This window comes from Christiangramia echinicola DSM 19838, assembly GCF_000423065.1.
Lineage (GTDB): Bacteria > Bacteroidota > Bacteroidia > Flavobacteriales > Flavobacteriaceae > Christiangramia > Christiangramia echinicola.
Window position 1 is genome coordinate 1 of sequence record NZ_AUHG01000017.1, and the last position, 16,957, is coordinate 16,957.

The following is a 16,957-nucleotide window of genomic DNA, read 5'->3' on the forward strand; positions in this document are numbered from 1 at the left end:
AACTGAACAGGTAAGTTCAGCATTCTCACCAGCTTCCGCAGTAGGAGCAGTATCATCTAACGTAGTTGAAACAGATTCGGTATCTGTACAACCATTATCAGCGGTAACTGTTACTGTAAAAGTATCTTCAGTAGAAACTGTGATAGAAGCATCAGTTCCCAGGTCATCACCGTTGGAGTTGGTCCATGCAAAGGTGGTTCCGCCAGAAGCAGTTAGTGTGGTAGAAGGAGTGTCACAATTAAGCGCTAGTCCGTTATTATTATTGATCATTGCCGATGGAGCAGTATCATCTAGCGTAGTTGATACAGATTCGGTATCTGTACAACCATTTTCAGCAGTTACTGTTACTGTAAAGGTATCTTGGGTAGAAACTGTAATAGAAGCATTAGTTCCCAGGTCATCATCATTGGAATTGGTCCATGCATAGCTAGTTCCACCAGAAGCAGTAAGTGTAGTTGATGAATTCGCACAATCAAGTGCTAGTCCATTATTGTTATTGATCACTGCCGTTGGATCAGTATTATTCAGCGTAGTTGATACAGATCCTGTATCTGTACAACCATTATCATTGCTTACCGTTACTGTAAAAGTATCTTCAGTAGAAACTGTGATAGAAGCATTAGTTCCCAGGTCATCACCATTGGAATTGGTCCAGGCATAGCTTGTTCCACCAGAAGCAGTAAGTGTAGTTGATGAATTCGCACAATCAAGGGCCAGTTCAGTATCAGAAGATATATTGACCTCAGGAAGAGGGTTTACTGTCACATCAAAACTACAGGACTCTTGAAGAAATTCCTCACAGCCATTACAAGTTGCAGTATAAGTAACGGTTGTTGTACCTACAGGGAAGAAATCACCGGGATTATGGGTCGAAACAACAGCAAAATTAGCTTCAGCTGCACATGCAGATCCAAATAAACCGGCATCAATTGTAATAAATTCTATGTAGCTTTTGTTATTTAAATTTGTTCCATTAATGGCTGAAAATTCAAAATATAAACGGAAAATTTTATTATCATCATAAGAACCAGACCCATCAAAATAAGAAGGATCCACACTATATTGATAATTAGTTAATGAGTTATTTCCAAATACATTAAATGAATCTAGAATTCCAGATCTGGATCCATCAGCCTCTTCAAGATATACATCAACTTTAAAGTCCTGGTTGTTTGGAGCAAACACATCCATGGAAGCATTTACTATTTCATCCATGTAAAAAGAAGGTGAAGTTACTTCGGCAATACCGGAAGCACTGCCATCAGAACTCCAAAGTCTAAGTGTACCAGATCCGGTACCCACACGTTGTACCTTATAAAATTCCCAACATTCTTCTTTTCCCTCTGGTAAATCAAATGAAATTTGATACTGATAAGTATTTCCATCGCCGCACTCCAAACTGTAATCAGGTCCAGTCCAGGTAATGTAATTACCTAGAACATCATCTACAGTTACGTCCCCACACGGCTCAAATAAATTGCTTGGCGGACATTCAGCTTCGATAATTTCGCATTCTGCAGATTGTGCGAATAAGTTAGGAGTGGATCCTAGGAAAGCAAGGATCATAATAATACCGAAAGACTTAAACTGTCTACTCAGTCCAGTAGTTATAGTTTCGGTTATTTTAGAAATAGTAGTTTTCCAAATCATATCAATAATGTTTAGAATTATCAATTCTGTTTATATCGGTGTTAGCGATTCTTGTTCAAAAAAAAATTCAATAGTTTGACTTTCAGTGAAAATCAATTTCATCTGATTTGGGGAGGTCAGTATTTACAAAAACAAATTGGGTAAAAACACCGTAGTCTTGAGGAACTACTTAGAGAAGTGTGGGGGTGACTCTATAGCGGTGTAATTATGATGTAAAACTATCACAAGAAAAGCGGTATTGTATAGAAAAATTTAACTTTTAGATATAATGAGGTATATATTCGTTCAAATGCACCATTTTTGGATTTTTATCCTTTGATAATCTGGCATTTATCAGTTCGATTTGTGGGAATTTTGTAGGAAAAAATGAAAATTTATAAGGGTAAACCCGTATAAAACACTAAATTTTCATCCATTAAAACCTTGAAAATAAGCAATGTATAAGTTCTTGATATGTAGTCTTAAAAATGTAATTTGAAGGTTATTTCTGAAGAATTAATTTTTTCCTGAAATCTCACTTTATCGGAGAATTTTGTAATAAATCTAAATCGAATCTGAAATACCCAAAAAACATTTTATCGATGTTCATTAATCTTGTAAATTGCATGAAACAATCGGTGTAAATGGAAAAAGACCTTAAAGAATATCGTAAATCTTACGAAAAAGGTGCACTTCTGGAAGTAGATCTGCCAGAGAATCCTTTAGAATTATTCCAATCATGGTTTCACCTGGCTGATGAGTCTGACAGTGTAGATGAAGCAAACGCTATGAACATTTCGACAGTAGGCAAAGATATGATGCCTGTCTCCCGTATTGTGCTTCTTAAGAGCTATGATAAGGATGGATTCGTGTTTTTTACGAATTACCATTCTCAGAAGGGTAAGGCACTTCTGGAAAACCCTTATTGTTGTTTATCTTTTTTCTGGCCTGCTTTAGAAAAACAGGTAATTATCCATGGGAAAGCAACCAAAATATCGAATCAGGAATCTGAAGAATATTTTCATTCCAGGCCAAGAGGTAGCCAGCTTGGAGCGATCGCATCAGAACAAAGTTCCTCTATACCCTCCAGAGAATTTTTAGAAGATAAATTAAAAGGCCTGGAACAACGTTATCATAATATTGAAGTTCCTAAACCTGATAACTGGGGAGGGTACAATGTAAAGCCTTTGAAAATTGAATTCTGGCAGGGTAGAAGTAGTAGATTACACGATAGGATACTTTACTCTTCTACATCAGAAAATAAATGGAAAATAGAAAGACTAGCACCTTAACATATGAAAAGATTAATTTTAGTAAGACATGGTAAATCTTCTTGGGATAACAATCTTCCAGACCATAAACGTCCTTTGAAGAAAAGAGCTTATAATGATGCTGAAGTTGTTCTAAATACATTTCAGAATTTTCATCAACCCGGTGCATTATTCTGGAGTAGTTATGCTGTAAGAGCCCATGAGACCGCTAAATTGTTCAAAGAGAGATTGAATATTGCAGATGTCGATTTTAAAGTAAAAGAAGACCTGTACACTTTTAATCAGAATGAATTATTGTCTGAAATAAAGTCCTGTGATGATAGCAGAGATAAACTCATAGTCTTCGGGCATAACCCTGCCATGACAATTCTTGTAAATTCCCTCGGAGATAAAAAAATGGATAATCTTCCTACCACCGGATTATGTGTCATTGATTTTCAAGTAGATTCCTGGAAAGATATTCGGCAAGGCAAAACAATTCTAACTTTATTGCCTAAAAATCTACGATAGAACTATATGGCCGAAAAACGTTATATAAACAGAGAATTAAGCTGGCTGTCTTTTAATGCCAGAGTTTTACAGGAAGCCGCAGATGAGACTGTTCCGCTGATCGAACGCCTGAGATTCTTAGGTATTTTTTCTAATAATCTGGATGAATTCTTTAAGGTTAGATATGCTACGGTTAAACGTATAGATCTGGCCGGGAAAGCCGGGAAGAAAGTTTTAGGCGGAATCAAAGCAAATAAGTTGCTGGAAGAGATCACGAAGATCGTTATTGATCAACAATCTGTAAGTTTAAAGATCCTGGATGATATTCAGACTAAACTGAAAGCACACAATATCAATATTATAAATGAAAATGAAGTAACCCAGAGTCAGAAGGAATTCATCAAGAATTTTTTCCTGAGTAAAGTAAGCCCGGCTTTGGTAACTATCATTTTGAATGATCTTCCAGAAATGCCTTCCCTTAAGGATAGTGCAGCTTATCTGGCAGTAAAGATGGTGATGTCTGAAGATAAAGAGCCGGTACCCGGACTTCCTAAGATCATTGGGCGAAAGGTAAATGAAAAAAGATATGTCCTTATTGAGATTCCCCGCAATATTGAAAGATTTGTAGTGCTTCCAGAGGAAAACGGTAAGCAATATGTGATTCTCCTGGATGATCTAATCAGGTATAACCTGAATACCATTTTTAATATTTTTAAATATGAAAGCCTTTCGGCGCATATGATCAAGATTACCCGGGATGCCGAATTAGACCTGGATAGTGATCTTAGTAAAAGTTTTATAGAAAAAATATCTGATAGTGTAAAAGACAGGATCAAGGGTGACCCTGTAAGATTCGTTTATGATAAAAATATCGATAGTGATACGCTTACTTATTTAATGAACAAAATGGGAATCGACGCGACAGATAGTATCATTCCCGGTGGTCGTTATCATAATAGGAGGGATTATATGGATTTCCCGAGTCTCGGAGGAAAAGAACTTCAATATGAGGTTAGGGAGCCATTACCAATTCCGGGATTGATATTACAAACCAGTGTTTTGAAAGGGATTGCAGATAAAGATTATCTTCTTTACACCCCATACCAGAGTTTTGCATATGTTGTAAAATTTCTGCGTGAGGCCGCTTTAGATCCAAAAGTAAAAACGATCAAGATCACTATTTACAGGCTGGCCAAGATCTCTCACATTGCCAGTTCCCTGATAAACGCGGTTAAAAATGGTAAGAAAGTTACCGTCCAAATTGAGCTTAGAGCCAGGTTTGACGAAGTGGCAAATATCAGGTATGCCGAACAGATGCAGGAGGAAGGGGTTAATCTAATTTTTGGTGTACCCGGTTTAAAAGTACACTGTAAAACCTGTGTTATTGAGAGGGAGGAAGAAGGGAAGCTTAGAAGATATGGATTTATTAGTACCGGTAACTTCAATGAGAATACTTCCCGGGTTTATACAGATTATACCTTGTTTACTGCAGATCCTGAGATCCTGAAAGAAGTGAATATGGTTTTCGATTTCTTTGAAACCAATTATAAGGTGAATAAGTATAAACATTTGATAGTTTCTCCTCACTATACCAGAAATGTGATCTATAATCTAATTCAGATTGAAATAGATAATGCTAAGAACGGCAAACCATCTGGTATAAGATTGAAGCTAAACAGTCTTTCAGATAACGGAGTAATTGAAAAACTCTATACGGCCAGCAAAGCAGGAGTGAAGGTTAAATTATTAGTTAGAGGAATTTGCTGTCTTGTTCCTGGAGTCGAAGGTCTCAGTGAAAATATAGAAGCGATTAGTATTGTAGATAAATTCCTGGAGCACCCGCGGGTTTTTATTTTTGAGAATAATAAAGATAATAGGGTATATATATCTTCAGCAGATTTTATGACCCGTAATCTCGATCAAAGGGTCGAAATTTCCTGCCCGATTTATGATGAGGATATTAAACAGGAGCTTATTGAAACCTTTGATATTAGCTGGAATGACAATGTAAAGGCGAGAAATCATTGTAGGGGAATGGAAAATCCATACAGAGAAAGCAAAGGGCCTAAGGTAAGATCGCAATTTGCCTTATATGATTACTATTTAAGAAAAACAGATATTCAGGAATAATGATAAAGCAAAAAACATTCGCAGCGATAGATATTGGATCTAATGCCGTTAGGTTATTAGTATCTACAATAACTGAAAAGGAGGGAATGGAAACTAATTTTAGAAAAACTTCTCTGGTAAGGGTGCCTATTAGATTAGGAGCTGATGTTTTTTTGAAACAAAAAGTATCTGAAAAGAACAGAACTAGAGTCATAGATACTATGCATGCCTTTAGTTTATTGATGCAGTCACATGGAGTTGAAAAGTATAAGGCTTACGCTACTTCGGCGATGCGAGAAGCCAAAAATGCTTTAGAAATTGCTAAAACAGTAAAGAAGAATAGCGGTATTGATATAGAAGTAATAGATGGAAGCCATGAAGCGGCTATTATTGCGGCTACAGATCTACATGCGCTCATTCAGAATGACTGTAATTATCTATATGTAGATGTAGGAGGAGGAAGTACCGAATATACTATGTATAGCAATGGGAAAACCGTGGCTTCAAGATCATTTAAAGTGGGAACGGTTAGAATGATGGAAGACCTGGTTGAGCACAAAACCTGGGAAGAAATGATACAATGGGTTAAGGATGTTACCAAAGACTATGATGATATAGAGCTGATAGGTTCAGGAGGTAACATTAATAATATCTTTAAGACCAGTGGTAAAAAAGTAGGAAAGCCATTGAGTCTTAAATACCTTAAAGATTATGACGAAAAATTGAATTCTTACACTTATGAGGAGAGAATTACAGAGTTAGATCTTAAGAATGACAGGGCAGATGTAATTATTCCGGCTTCAAAGATCTATGTAAATTCTATGAAATGGGCAAAAGCGCACTGGATACATGTACCGCAAATTGGTCTAGCCGATGGAATTATTAAATCTTTATATAATGAATCAAGAAGAAAGAAAGTGACTTCCTAACCGTGGATGCTTTCCTTATTACCCAGGTCTTTCATGACTTCAGCTTCAAATTGTAAAAGGTCGTCCCATTTTTGATCTACAATTTCCCGATCACCATATTTTCTGGCAAATTTCAGGAACATGGTATAGTGATTGGCTTCGCTGACCATAAGATCTCGATAGAACTTAGCAAGTTCCTTGTCTTCCAGTTCCTCAGATAGTAGCCGGAAGCGTTCACAACTGCGTGCTTCGATTAATCCAGCAATTAGTAGACGATGAATTAATTGGGTTGCTCTGCTACCACCTTTAGGAAAGAACTCTCTAAGCTTAATTACGTATTCATCCTTACGATCCCATCCCATTTTAAAGCCCATATTCAGGATGCGGTCATGAACCATTTTAAAATGACCCATTTCTTCTCTGGCCAGGGCTGTCATTGCAGTTACTAATTCAGAATATTCTGGATAGGTTACAATTAAAGAGATAGCAGTAGAAGCTGCTTTCTGTTCACAATAAGCATGATCTACAAGGATGTCTTCAATATTCTTTCCGGCAATATCTGCCCATCGTGGATCTGTGGGTAATTTAAGTCCTAACATAATTATACGTCTAGATCAAAAGTTGCTCTTAATTTGTCTAATAAAGGATTGGATTCTTTCAGTTTCTCATATTTCTCCTGCGGCGTAAAAGCGTATTTCTTTGAAATCACCTCGTCTACATGAATATTCAGGGTAATATGTGTATTCCTGAGTTTTGCCTTTAAATAGGTCATCAATCTATTTTCTTCTCTTTCGAGATCGATCTTCATCGTCTCATTTGGAAAAGTAAGATGAATTTCTCTACCCTGTAGCGTTGGTGTCTGTGATTCAAAAATTGAAGCAAGGATCTTTTCGCCTTTTCTTTTCAGCCTTTCGGTGTAACTTTTCCATTCTTTAACCAGGTCTTCTTCGGTGAATTCATCATCCATGACCTTTTCTACCGGCATATTTGCCTTCTGCTGTTCGGCAAGTTCTTTTTTCTTCCCTATGCTTTTAATGGATAGGCCAGATACTTTTTCCCTTTTTATCTCCGGAAAAGCTCTTTTCTGAGGTTCTTCAACTTTCTGTTGTTGATTTTCTTCAGCCGTTACTGGATCTGAATTTTCTTCTGAATCCTCATTTTGAGGAGTTTTAGTTGCTTCTACAGGTGTCTCTTTCTGAGCTTCGGTTTCATTCTCGAAATCCTGAGCTTCATTAGAAGGAATAGTATCAGGTTCAAACTGTTTAGGTTGCTCTGAAACTTCATTATTTTCCTGATTTGTTTCCCCAGGACTTTCTTCAGAATAATATTTTTCTTCCTCTTCCCTGGCACAGGATTCTACAGCAACCTTTTGCTCCGGTAAATTGTTTTCTTCAGCAGGGGAGGAAGTATCATGTTCATTCTCCCTAACAAGTTCTTTTTTTTCTGAAGAAATACTTACTGCTTCCTGCTCATAATTTGAAGCAGGAACTATTTTGCGATCATTCTTTTTTTTTTGAGGATCAAATGTGACTGATGCAAGCTGCATTAAACACAGTTCCACTAAAAGTCTCTGATTGTGACTGGTCTTATATTTTAAGTCGCAAGAGTTAGCAAGCTCTATAGATTCAAGTAAAAATTGATGTGAAGTCTTTTGAGATTGCTCAAAATATTTTGCTTTGGTTTGTTCGCCAACTTCTAAAAGTATGATAGTTTTCTGGTCTTTACATACCATAAGATCTCTAAAATGAGAAGCAAGTCCGGCTATAAAATGATGACCATCAAAACCACTGGAAAGAATGTCGTTGAATTTTACCAGTAAATTAGGGATGTCATTGTCAAGAATTAGATCTGTAATCTGCATGTAGGTATCGTAATCCAACACATTCAGGTTTTCGGTAACTGCCTGTCTGGTTAGATCATTTCCACTAAAACTCACTACCCGGTCATAAATTGAAAGTGCATCCCGCATGGCACCATCGGCCTTTTGAGCAATAATGTGGAGAGCATCATCCTCAGCTTTTACTCCTTCCTGTTCTGCTATATATCCAAGATAATTCTTGGCATCGGTAACAGTGATCCTTTTAAAATCAAAGATCTGACATCTGGAAAGGATCGTTGGGATGATCTTATGTTTTTCAGTAGTCGCCAGGATAAAAATGGCATGTTTAGGCGGTTCTTCTAAAGTCTTCAAAAAAGCATTAAAAGCAGACTGAGATAACATGTGCACCTCATCTATGATATAGACCTTGTAATTTCCAACCTGCGGCGGAATTCTTACCTGGTCTATCAGATTTCTAATATCGTCTACAGAGTTATTAGAAGCAGCATCAAGCTCAAAGATATTGAAAGCAAAATCCTCATCTGGATCCTGGGTTTCTCTCTGGTTAATCATTTTGGCAAGAATACGTGCGCAGGTAGTTTTTCCCACCCCACGAGGTCCTGTAAACAATAAAGCCTGGGCCAGATGATTATTATTAATGGCATTTGCCAGGGTATTCGTGATCGCCTGCTGGCCCACCACATCTTTAAAGGTTTGCGGCCTGTATTTTCTTGCCGATACTACAAAATGCTCCATCAAAAAGTATTGAACTACAAATATAAAAATCACGAGCCTAAAGACTAGTCTGGGGTGGCTTATTTATGAACAAATACGCGAAGAAATCAACATAATTTAACTTACATTTGCCGCTGAAGCAGGCCGCCTTATCGCTCCGACATTATTTCGGGGAGGAAAGTCCGGACACCACAGGGCAGTATAGTGGGTAACGCCCACCGGTCGTGAGATCAGGACCAGTGCAACAGAAAGAATGTACAGGTTAAGCTGTAGTGAAACCAGGTAAACTCTATGCGGTGCAATGCCATGTAAACCGGCATTTAAGGATCGCCCGTCCGTTGCCGGAGGGTAGGCAGCTAAAAATTAGTGGCAACGCTAATTTCAGATAAATGATAAGGAGCCCGATCAATTATCGGGTTACAGAATCCGGCTTACAGGCCTGCTTTTTTATTCTTCAACTTGCTTATAAACCCTTACGTAGTCTATCGTGAATTTTTGAGGTAAGATATCAGGATCTACGGGGCCGGCCCAGTTTCCGCCTAATGCCAGGTTCAGGATCAAATAGAATGGTTTTCTAAAAGGATTATTTTCAACTCCGGCATCATCGATCGTAAAAGTGTGGAAGGAAATATTATCTATTAAGAATTCGATCTTTTCAGGAGTCCATTCAACAGAGTACACATGAAATTCGGTTGCCAGATCTTTCAGGTTTTTTGTTCCTCCCTTAGATTTTATTCCGTTATGATTATCCCATGGAAAATGTACAGTAGAATGAACTTCCTGAGGTTCAATGCCTACATGCTCCATAATATCTATTTCTCCTGCGAGCGGATACTCGATTTCTTCAAAATTGGCGCCTAACATCCAGATCGCCGGCCATACGCCATTACCTTCAGGTAGTTTAGCCCTTACCTCTACACGGCCATATTTGAATTCGAATTTGTCTTTGGTATTAACGCTTCCAGAAGTATATTCTGAATACTGGGTATTCATCCTGTAATTCTGAATATCTGGATCATAGCGTTTATTTTTGTACTCTTCTTTTAAGGCAGTGATCTCAAGTTTGCCATTTTTAACCCTTACATTTTTCTTTCTTTTTGTGTAGATCTGTTCCTCGAGGTTTCTAATAAATCCAGTTTCGTAATTCCATTTTTCAGGATCAGGTTTTCCGGAATAATTAAAATCATCATTCCAAACCAATTTATAATTTTGAGCATCCATATTTTGTAAAAATGAACTGCCTAGAAAAATTAAAAATAGGATGGAGGACCTCATTGAGACTCTGTAGAGACAATACCCTTTGCCCAGATAAGAGCTTCTTCCTTATTATCGAAAAGTTCGTACGGAACAGGGGAAAAGTTTTTTTCAAAATTGGCGGTTTTCAATCTTCCTAAGTTGTCGCTAAGAACAGCTATGCCTTTTAGGGTATTTACCTGTATAAGATCAATATAAATTACAGGATTAACATTGTAATTATTTTTTCTGTGCGTTATATAAACAAAATTTTTGTTTCCAAAATGTGAGGTGCATATCTCCCTGAGATCATCTATATGTTCTTTTTCTATAATAGTATCTTCTTTAACTGTAGACACGACTATAGAATCAAAGAACTCAAGACTTGTAAATTTCAAGTCGAGCTTTTTATTAGATTTAGTCATGGTTTAATATAGTTATTTATTCGAAGAAACTAAATACGGAACTTCCATATTTCCGAGATTCTCTAAAATTAGGAACATCAGAAAGATCTGTATGCTTTGAATGTTCCAGGATCAATTGCCCTTCTTCATGGAGTAATTTCTTTTCAAACACTAATTCTGCGATCCTGGTAAATTCTTCTTTTTCGAGGTTATAAGGTGGATCTGCGAAAATAATATCTGCTTTTACAGGAGCTTTTTCAAGGTATTTAAAAACGTCACTTTTAATAGTGGTAATAGGAAAGTCAAGCTCTGAAGATGTTTTTTTAATAAACTTCACGCAATCATAATTTGAGTCTACCGCCGTAATATTTTCTGAACCACGTGCAGCAAATTCATAGGAGATATTACCGGTTCCTGAGAATAGGTCCAGAACACTTACCGAAGAAATATGGTATTGGTTATTCAGGATATTGAATAAGGCTTCTTTGGCAACATCTGTGGTGGGTCTAACCGGCAATTTAGATGGCGCTATTATTCGTCTTCCCTTATGTGTTCCTGAAATAATTCGCATTATAAAGATTTTATTAGAAGATATTCTGAAAGCTCTTCCTTAGGTTTTGCTGTTTCTTCAAAAGTAAAAGGATGAAATGGTCCCATAAAGGAAATATTCTTTATGTATTCCCAGGCCATTTTATATTCCTCAGAGTTTTTATTGATTTCACCTAAAAGGATCAACTCAAATTTCTCTGGATCCAGCTTTAATTGTTCAGCCGTAAATAATAGATAGTATAAAAAATCGTCCTTAGTGTCGTACTCAAAGCTATTTGCAAATACCAGTTTACCGTTTTCAATTATAACTAGTTCATAAAAATTCTTATGTACATGAAGATAAACCTTTGGAGTGTCTGATTCTTTAGGTAAAGAAAGAAAAGATTCAATTAAAACACTTAAGCTATGACGATACTCAAATTCTCCATATCTATCAAAGAAATAATTTGTAATGTTTGCGTAGGGGATATAAACATTTACAGTGTCCTGGCCTATCTTATCAAAAGCAATAAAATCTGTCTTAAGAATCCTGGTATTGAATTTTAAATAACTGGCTGCGTTATCCTCATCAAATAAATTTTCCGGGACCAGGCTGAAAAGAGCATTATTAAACAAAAGAGCTACCTCATCAACTGGTTGATTAAGTTGCTCTTCATGTTCATATAGAAGTTCGATCTTACTCAGTACTTTAATAGGGTCCAGCTGTTTCTCAAAGTCTACCTTTTTGAAATAACAGATCTTATTATCCTTCCTGTTCAGGATACAAAAAGAAAGTCCATTCAGGCTAACCTGAATGGACAGTTTCTTATATACGTCTTTTTCTTTATTCGTTGTCACCATAAACTTTTGGCCAGTTACCGCTGGTATTGACCTCGCTCATAGAACCTACGCTAATATATCTACCGTTTACGTCATCAACAGACTGGATTTCATTTTCCTGAAGAACTAATGTTCTATCCTGATCGTTTAAGATCTTAGCCTTGGCAACTTTTACCTCGAATACCGGAATTTGAGATTCACCTTTCTGGATGGTTCCAGCTTCAAGATCAAATTGACCGTCAACACCTTCAATAGGTATATTCATCATATCACGGTATCTTTTCTCATCTCCTTTAAATAAAGAGTCTTTAACTGGTACAAATCCTAAAGTATCAATAACAACACTTTCTATGTACTGGTCTACACCATAAGTTTTCTTGTACTCCTCATCAAGGAAAGTAGTATCCCTTCTCTGAGTAATTGCAAATTCAGCAGTATCAAGGAATTTTACCAGATTATCCCAGTCTCCTGCGAACTCTCCAGCCACCTCTTTATGGGCTAATTGAGAAGACCTAATATCCTTAAGATTACTAATAACCTTAGCGTATCTCTTCTCTTTAATTTTGTTGAATTGTATCGGTTCGTAAACCGCGTTGAAAGTAAGATATGCCAGGAAGATAATCACCAACCAAAGAAGTATCTGAATTACAAATCTCATGTTTTAAAAGTTTATGTTTTAATTTGAAGGTTATTGGTTACACGCAAATCTACAACTTTTTTTTATTCGGAAAAGTTTCTGTGATGAAAATCCATTCTTATCTTTGAGATTTTATGCACTTTCTATGGAAAAAACCACTCCGGATTCCTTTTTTAAATTACTAATAGATGATCTTGGATTTGCTGCAACTCATAAACAGGATGTTGCCTTAAAAATGCTGTCTGAATTCGTCGTTAATGGAGGGAAGGACAGGCTTTTTCTTTTAAGAGGATTCGCCGGAACCGGGAAAACCACTATTATAAGTACACTGGTTAAAAATTTATGGAAGATAAGAAAGTCTGGTGTTCTACTCGCACCCACGGGACGCGCAGCCAAGGTGATCTCTAATTACTCTAAGAAGGAAGCTTTTACCATCCATAAAAAGATCTACTTTCCGAAGAAATCGAGTGGAGGCGGAGTTCAATTCACCTTGCAACCCAATAAACATAAGAATACTTTATTTATAGTAGATGAAGCCTCGATGATCTCTGATGATGGGGGGAATTCTAAACTATTTGAAAATGGATCTCTTTTAGATGATCTAATTCAATATGTATATCAGGGACATAATTGCCAGTTAATCCTTATTGGTGATACCGCTCAGTTACCTCCTGTAAAAATGGATCTTAGTCCTGCTCTGGAAGAGGACAAACTTCGAATGAACTATGATAAAGAAGTTTCGTTCATTGAATTGGATGAAGTGGTACGGCAGGGAGAAGGAAGTGATATTCTGCATAATGCCACTTTGATCAGGGAATCTCTTCAGGAAGGGTTTTATGAAAGTTTCAAATTTGAAATATCTCAAAATGCCGATGTAGTTCGTCTCGTAGATGGATACGAGATCATGGATGCTATTCAGGATTCTTACGGTGTCAATGGATATGAAGATACCAGTATCATTGTGCGTTCTAATAAAAGAGCGAATCTATATAATCAACAAATTAGATCTCGAATACTTTTTCAGGAAGAAGAACTTTCTGCAGGAGATTATCTAATGGTGGTCAAAAACAACTATTTCTGGGTTAAACCAACCAGCGAGGCTGGTTTCATTGCTAATGGGGATATTGTAAAAGTGCTTGAAATATTCGGTTTTAAAGAGCTTTACGGTTTCCGTTTTGCTGAAGTTCAGGTTCAAATGGTAGATTACCCCAAGATGCGACCATTTGAAACTGTCATCATGCTGGATACATTAACTAGTAATACACCTTCTTTAACATATGATGAATCTAATAAGCTTTATGAAGAAGTGAAAAAAGATTATGCCGATGAAAGGTCTAAGTATAAGCAGTTCATGAAGATCAAGAATAATAAATACTTTAATGCCCTGCAGATCAAATTCTCTTATGCCATCACCTGTCATAAATCTCAGGGTGGCCAATGGAAAAATGTTTTTATAGAACAGCCTTATTTGCCAAATGGTGTTGGAAAGGAATATTTAAGATGGCTCTATACAGCCATTACCAGGGCAGAGGATAAATTGTATCTTATTGGTTTTGGAGATGATTTTTTCGCATCTAACTAATTATTACTTTTACTGAAAAATTTTATGAGAGGATCAGCACAAAATAAGGTCATCGCCATGATTCCTGCGCGTTATGAGGCTTCGAGATTTCCGGGGAAATTAATGAAGGATCTTAATGGTAAGACCGTAATTACCCGAACTTATGAAGCTGCTGTAAATACTGGCCTTTTTGATGACGTGTATGTAGTTACAGATAGTAATAAGATCTTCGATGAAATTGTGAATGAAGGTGGTCAGGTAATTAAAAGTGATAAAGAACATGAATGTGGCAGTGACCGTATTGCAGAAGCTGTTGAGCACATGAATGTTGATATTGTTGTAAATGTTCAGGGTGACGAACCTTTTATAGATAAAAACAGCCTGGCGAAACTTCTGGAAGTTTTTAAACAGGAAGGGGCAGAGGAGATAGATCTTGCATCATTAAAAACACCGCTTTTAGAAAGCGACGATATAACTAATCCTAATAATGTAAAGGTGATTACCGGGAAAGATGATTTTGCTCTTTATTTCTCAAGATTCCCTATACCATATCCAAGAGATACTTCTGCCAATGTCACATATTACAAGCATATCGGGATCTATGCTTTTAGAAAATCAGCCTTGATGGACTTCTACCGTCTACCTATGTTACCATTGGAAGCTGCTGAAAAAATAGAATGCATTAGATATCTTGAGTATGGTAAGAAGATCAAAATGGTTGAAACCAGTGTGAAAAGTATAGGTATAGACACTCCTGAAGATTTAGAAAAAGCCAGGAAAATATTTAGTTAGTGCTTACCGCTTCTTTATAAGTTTTCAAGGCTCTTTCACGTGCTTCCTTATGATCTACCATTTTTTCTGGATACTTGTCTGAGCCATATTCCGGAACCCATTCCTTTATATACGCTTCGTTTTTATCGAATTTATCTATCTGTGTCGTAGGATTGAAGATCCTGAAATAAGGTGCAGCATCCACGCCACTGCCGGCAACCCATTGCCAGTTACCTACGTTTGAAGACATTTCATAATCCAGCAGTTTTTCAGCAAAATAAGCTTCTCCCCACCTCCAGTCTATGAGTAAGTGTTTACAAAGAAATGAGCCTACCAGCATTCTAACCCGGTTATGCATAAATCCAGATTCATTTAATTCTCGCATTCCTGCATCTACAAGAGGGTAACCTGTTTTTCCCTGTTTCCATAATTCAAATTCATCCTCATTATTTCTCCAGTTGATCCGGTCATATTTTTTCTTGAAAGCTTCTGTAACTGTATTAGGAAAATGATATAAGATCTGCATAAAGAATTCTCTCCAAACAAGTTCATCAAGAAAAGTTTTGTTCCTTTCCTTATCTGCATCCCTAACCATTTGTCTTACGCTTACCGTACCAAACCTAAGATGCGGGCCTAACCTTGAGGTGCCATTTTCAGCAGGATAATCTCGTTTGTCTTTATAATCTTTTATGAGACCGGGAGTAACCTTAAAATCAGGAACTTTTAATGAAGATTTCTTGAATCTCATATCACTTAGACTCAAATTTGGTAACCTGGTATTTTTTATAAGATTATCTAAATACCTGGTTGTATAATGGAATTCAAGATCTGTATTTTTAAATTTATTTCTCCAGAGATTTTTATAAGGGGTATACACCACATAAGGGTCTCCGTCCTTTTTTACTACTTCGTCTTTTTCGAATATAACCTGATCCTTGAAATCCTGGAATTCAATGTCATTCTTATTTAATAATTTTTCAATTTTTTCATCGCGCTCCTTTGCATAAGGTTCATAATCCCTATTTGTAAAGACTTTTTTGATTTCGTGATTGTCGATTAGTTCTTTAAAGATCTCATCTGGTGTTCCATGAAATATGGCTATTGAGCTATCATGCTTTTTCTGTAGCTGATTACGCATTTCCTGAAGGGTCTCAAAAATGAAGGTTACCCTTGCGTCGTCTTCAGGTAACTTTTCCAGAATTTCTTTATCAAAAATAAAAATTGGCAATACTGGTAGATCTTCCTGTAGGGCTGCTTTAAACCCGGCATTATCATCTAACCTGAGATCTCTTCTAAACCAGAATATATTTACTTCCTTTCCCATTAATTACTGTTTATGGTAGAAAGACCTCCATCTACTCCTAATACCTGACCTGTGATCCAGCTGCTGTTATCACTTAAAAGAAAGGCAGCCAGATTTGCAATATCTTTAGCTTCACCAACTCTTTTTAAAGGATGCCTGTTATTCATTCTTTCTCTCTTATCATCGTTCGATAATAATTTTTCCGCTAGAGGTGTGTCTGTTAAAGATGGTGCTATGACATTAACTCTGAATCCTGGAGCATACTCGGCCGCCAGAGATTTGGCAAAACCTTCGATTGCTCCCTTTGCTGCTGCCACATTAGTATGAAAGGGCATTCCAACTTTAACAGCAACAGTGCTAAAAAACACCAGGCTAGCCTGATCAGATTTTTTCAGTTTATCCAGTAAACCCTGTACAGATCTAACCAAACCGAAAAAATTAAGCTGCATTTCCTTTTCAAAACTCTCAGGTTTTATCATTTTAAAAGGTTTCAGGTCGATGCTTCCAGGGCAATATACCAGACCGTCGAGCTGGTCTGGGAGATCCAGCTTGGATATATCATCTTTTAATACATCAAATTCCAGATGCGTTACTTGATCTGTATCCAGATCACCTTTACTTCTTGAAGCGACGATGATCTTATTATTTTTATTAAGCAGTTCTGCAATCTGAAATCCAATTCCAGTGGAACCGCCTATCAGTAAGATATTCTTCATGATA

At 36.9% G+C, this 16,957-nt stretch carries 16 protein-coding genes and 1 other RNA gene; 7 read left to right on the plus strand and 10 right to left on the minus strand.

Annotated elements, in window-relative coordinates:
• Positions 1-1,650: HYR domain-containing protein (locus G530_RS16915; RefSeq protein WP_035716428.1), on the minus strand; the 1,650-nt coding region annotated here is incomplete at its 3' end.
• A gap of 623 nt (positions 1,651-2,273) precedes the next feature.
• Between G530_RS16915 and pdxH the strand changes: the two genes are divergently transcribed.
• Genes pdxH through G530_RS0112795 form a run of 4 tightly spaced genes read left to right on the plus strand, consistent with a single transcriptional unit; the run spans position 2,274 to position 6,427 of the window.
• A complete protein-coding gene (pdxH, locus tag G530_RS0112780; RefSeq protein ID WP_026934911.1) occupies positions 2,274-2,921 on the plus strand; it encodes a pyridoxamine 5'-phosphate oxidase in 648 nt (215 codons plus the stop codon).
• 3 nt (positions 2,922-2,924) lie between these two features.
• Positions 2,925-3,410: a SixA phosphatase family protein gene (locus G530_RS0112785; protein ID WP_026934912.1), complete on the plus strand. Its 486-nt coding sequence runs from the start codon at positions 2,925-2,927 to the stop codon at positions 3,408-3,410.
• 6 nt (positions 3,411-3,416) lie between these two features.
• A complete protein-coding gene (ppk1, locus tag G530_RS0112790; protein WP_026934913.1) occupies positions 3,417-5,519 on the plus strand; it encodes a polyphosphate kinase 1 in 2,103 nt (700 codons plus the stop codon).
• On the plus strand, positions 5,519-6,427 hold the full coding sequence (locus G530_RS0112795) for a Ppx/GppA phosphatase family protein (RefSeq protein WP_026934914.1): 909 nt from the start codon (positions 5,519-5,521) through the stop codon (positions 6,425-6,427). The genes ppk1 and G530_RS0112795 overlap by 1 nt, the downstream gene beginning before the upstream one ends.
• Here the strand turns inward: G530_RS0112795 and G530_RS0112800 are convergent.
• Positions 6,424-7,005: a MiaE family protein gene (locus G530_RS0112800; RefSeq protein WP_026934915.1), complete on the minus strand. Its 582-nt coding sequence runs from the start codon at positions 7,003-7,005 to the stop codon at positions 6,424-6,426. The two genes, G530_RS0112795 and G530_RS0112800, sit on opposite strands and share 4 nt — an antisense overlap.
• A 2-nt stretch (positions 7,006-7,007) precedes the next feature.
• Positions 7,008-8,981, minus strand: coding sequence for a DNA polymerase III subunit gamma/tau (locus G530_RS0112805; RefSeq protein ID WP_026934916.1), 1,974 nt, complete (start codon positions 8,979-8,981; stop codon positions 7,008-7,010).
• A gap of 115 nt (positions 8,982-9,096) precedes the next feature.
• Between G530_RS0112805 and rnpB the strand changes: the two genes are divergently transcribed.
• An RNA gene (gene rnpB, locus G530_RS17390) (RNase P RNA component class A) lies at positions 9,097-9,410 on the plus strand.
• Here the strand turns inward: rnpB and G530_RS0112810 are convergent.
• Genes G530_RS0112810 through G530_RS0112830 form a run of 5 tightly spaced genes read right to left on the minus strand, consistent with a single transcriptional unit; the run spans position 9,408 to position 12,623 of the window.
• A complete protein-coding gene (locus tag G530_RS0112810; RefSeq protein ID WP_240472162.1) occupies positions 9,408-10,181 on the minus strand; it encodes a glycoside hydrolase family 16 protein in 774 nt (257 codons plus the stop codon). The genes rnpB and G530_RS0112810 overlap by 3 nt on opposite strands.
• A 50-nt stretch (positions 10,182-10,231) precedes the next feature.
• Entirely contained in the window at positions 10,232-10,618 is a 387-nt protein-coding gene (locus G530_RS0112815) for a hypothetical protein (protein WP_026934918.1), read from the minus strand.
• 16 nt (positions 10,619-10,634) lie between these two features.
• Positions 10,635-11,168 carry an RsmD family RNA methyltransferase gene (locus G530_RS0112820; protein WP_026934919.1) on the minus strand — a complete coding sequence of 178 codons (534 nt, stop codon included), beginning with the start codon at positions 11,166-11,168 and terminating at the stop codon, positions 10,635-10,637.
• Entirely contained in the window at positions 11,168-11,986 is an 819-nt protein-coding gene (locus G530_RS0112825) for a DUF3822 family protein (RefSeq protein WP_026934920.1), read from the minus strand. Before G530_RS0112825 ends, G530_RS0112820 begins: the two co-directional genes overlap by 1 nt.
• Complete coding sequence (locus G530_RS0112830) at positions 11,970-12,623, minus strand: hypothetical protein (RefSeq protein ID WP_026934921.1); 654 nt, start codon at positions 12,621-12,623, stop codon at positions 11,970-11,972. The genes G530_RS0112825 and G530_RS0112830 overlap by 17 nt, the downstream gene beginning before the upstream one ends.
• 124 nt (positions 12,624-12,747) lie before the next feature.
• On the opposite strand from G530_RS0112830, the gene G530_RS0112835 reads away from it, so the two are divergent.
• Together G530_RS0112835 and kdsB are read left to right on the plus strand one after the other, a co-directional pair.
• Positions 12,748-14,184: an ATP-dependent DNA helicase gene (locus tag G530_RS0112835; protein ID WP_026934922.1), complete on the plus strand. Its 1,437-nt coding sequence runs from the start codon at positions 12,748-12,750 to the stop codon at positions 14,182-14,184.
• A 24-nt stretch (positions 14,185-14,208) separates the two neighbouring features.
• Positions 14,209-14,955, plus strand: a complete 747-nt coding sequence (kdsB, locus tag G530_RS0112840; RefSeq protein ID WP_026934923.1) for a 3-deoxy-manno-octulosonate cytidylyltransferase — start codon at positions 14,209-14,211, stop codon at positions 14,953-14,955.
• On the opposite strand, the gene G530_RS0112845 is transcribed toward kdsB, so the two are convergent.
• The gene (locus tag G530_RS0112845; protein WP_026934924.1) at positions 14,948-16,258 is read right to left on the minus strand and encodes a cryptochrome/photolyase family protein; all 1,311 of its coding nucleotides are present in this window, start codon (positions 16,256-16,258) and stop codon (positions 14,948-14,950) included. The genes kdsB and G530_RS0112845 overlap by 8 nt on opposite strands.
• Positions 16,258-16,956, minus strand: a complete 699-nt coding sequence (locus tag G530_RS0112850; protein ID WP_026934925.1) for an SDR family NAD(P)-dependent oxidoreductase — start codon at positions 16,954-16,956, stop codon at positions 16,258-16,260. The genes G530_RS0112845 and G530_RS0112850 overlap by 1 nt, the downstream gene beginning before the upstream one ends.
• Position 16,957: the final 1 nt, after the last annotated feature.

Bases quoted from the DNA above. Each gene is read 5' to 3' on its own strand.
- G530_RS0112805 (WP_026934916.1), bottom strand. From the start codon at position 8,981: ATGGAGCATTTTGTAGTATCGGCAAGAAAATACAGGCCGCAAACCTTT.
- G530_RS0112795 (WP_026934914.1), top strand. From the start codon at position 5,519: ATGATAAAGCAAAAAACATTCGCAGCGATAGATATTGGATCTAATGCC.
- G530_RS0112825 (WP_026934920.1), bottom strand. From the start codon at position 11,986: ATGGTGACAACGAATAAAGAAAAAGACGTATATAAGAAACTGTCCATT.
- G530_RS0112845 (WP_026934924.1), bottom strand. From the start codon at position 16,258: ATGGGAAAGGAAGTAAATATATTCTGGTTTAGAAGAGATCTCAGGTTA.
- G530_RS0112820 (WP_026934919.1), bottom strand. From the start codon at position 11,168: ATGCGAATTATTTCAGGAACACATAAGGGAAGACGAATAATAGCGCCA.
- G530_RS0112810 (WP_240472162.1), bottom strand. From the start codon at position 10,181: ATGGATGCTCAAAATTATAAATTGGTTTGGAATGATGATTTTAATTAT.
- ppk1 (WP_026934913.1), top strand. From the start codon at position 3,417: ATGGCCGAAAAACGTTATATAAACAGAGAATTAAGCTGGCTGTCTTTT.
- kdsB (WP_026934923.1), top strand. From the start codon at position 14,209: ATGAGAGGATCAGCACAAAATAAGGTCATCGCCATGATTCCTGCGCGT.
- G530_RS0112800 (WP_026934915.1), bottom strand. From the start codon at position 7,005: ATGTTAGGACTTAAATTACCCACAGATCCACGATGGGCAGATATTGCC.
- pdxH (WP_026934911.1), top strand. From the start codon at position 2,274: ATGGAAAAAGACCTTAAAGAATATCGTAAATCTTACGAAAAAGGTGCA.
- G530_RS0112830 (WP_026934921.1), bottom strand. From the start codon at position 12,623: ATGAGATTTGTAATTCAGATACTTCTTTGGTTGGTGATTATCTTCCTG.
- G530_RS0112815 (WP_026934918.1), bottom strand. From the start codon at position 10,618: ATGACTAAATCTAATAAAAAGCTCGACTTGAAATTTACAAGTCTTGAG.
- G530_RS0112835 (WP_026934922.1), top strand. From the start codon at position 12,748: ATGGAAAAAACCACTCCGGATTCCTTTTTTAAATTACTAATAGATGAT.
- G530_RS0112785 (WP_026934912.1), top strand. From the start codon at position 2,925: ATGAAAAGATTAATTTTAGTAAGACATGGTAAATCTTCTTGGGATAAC.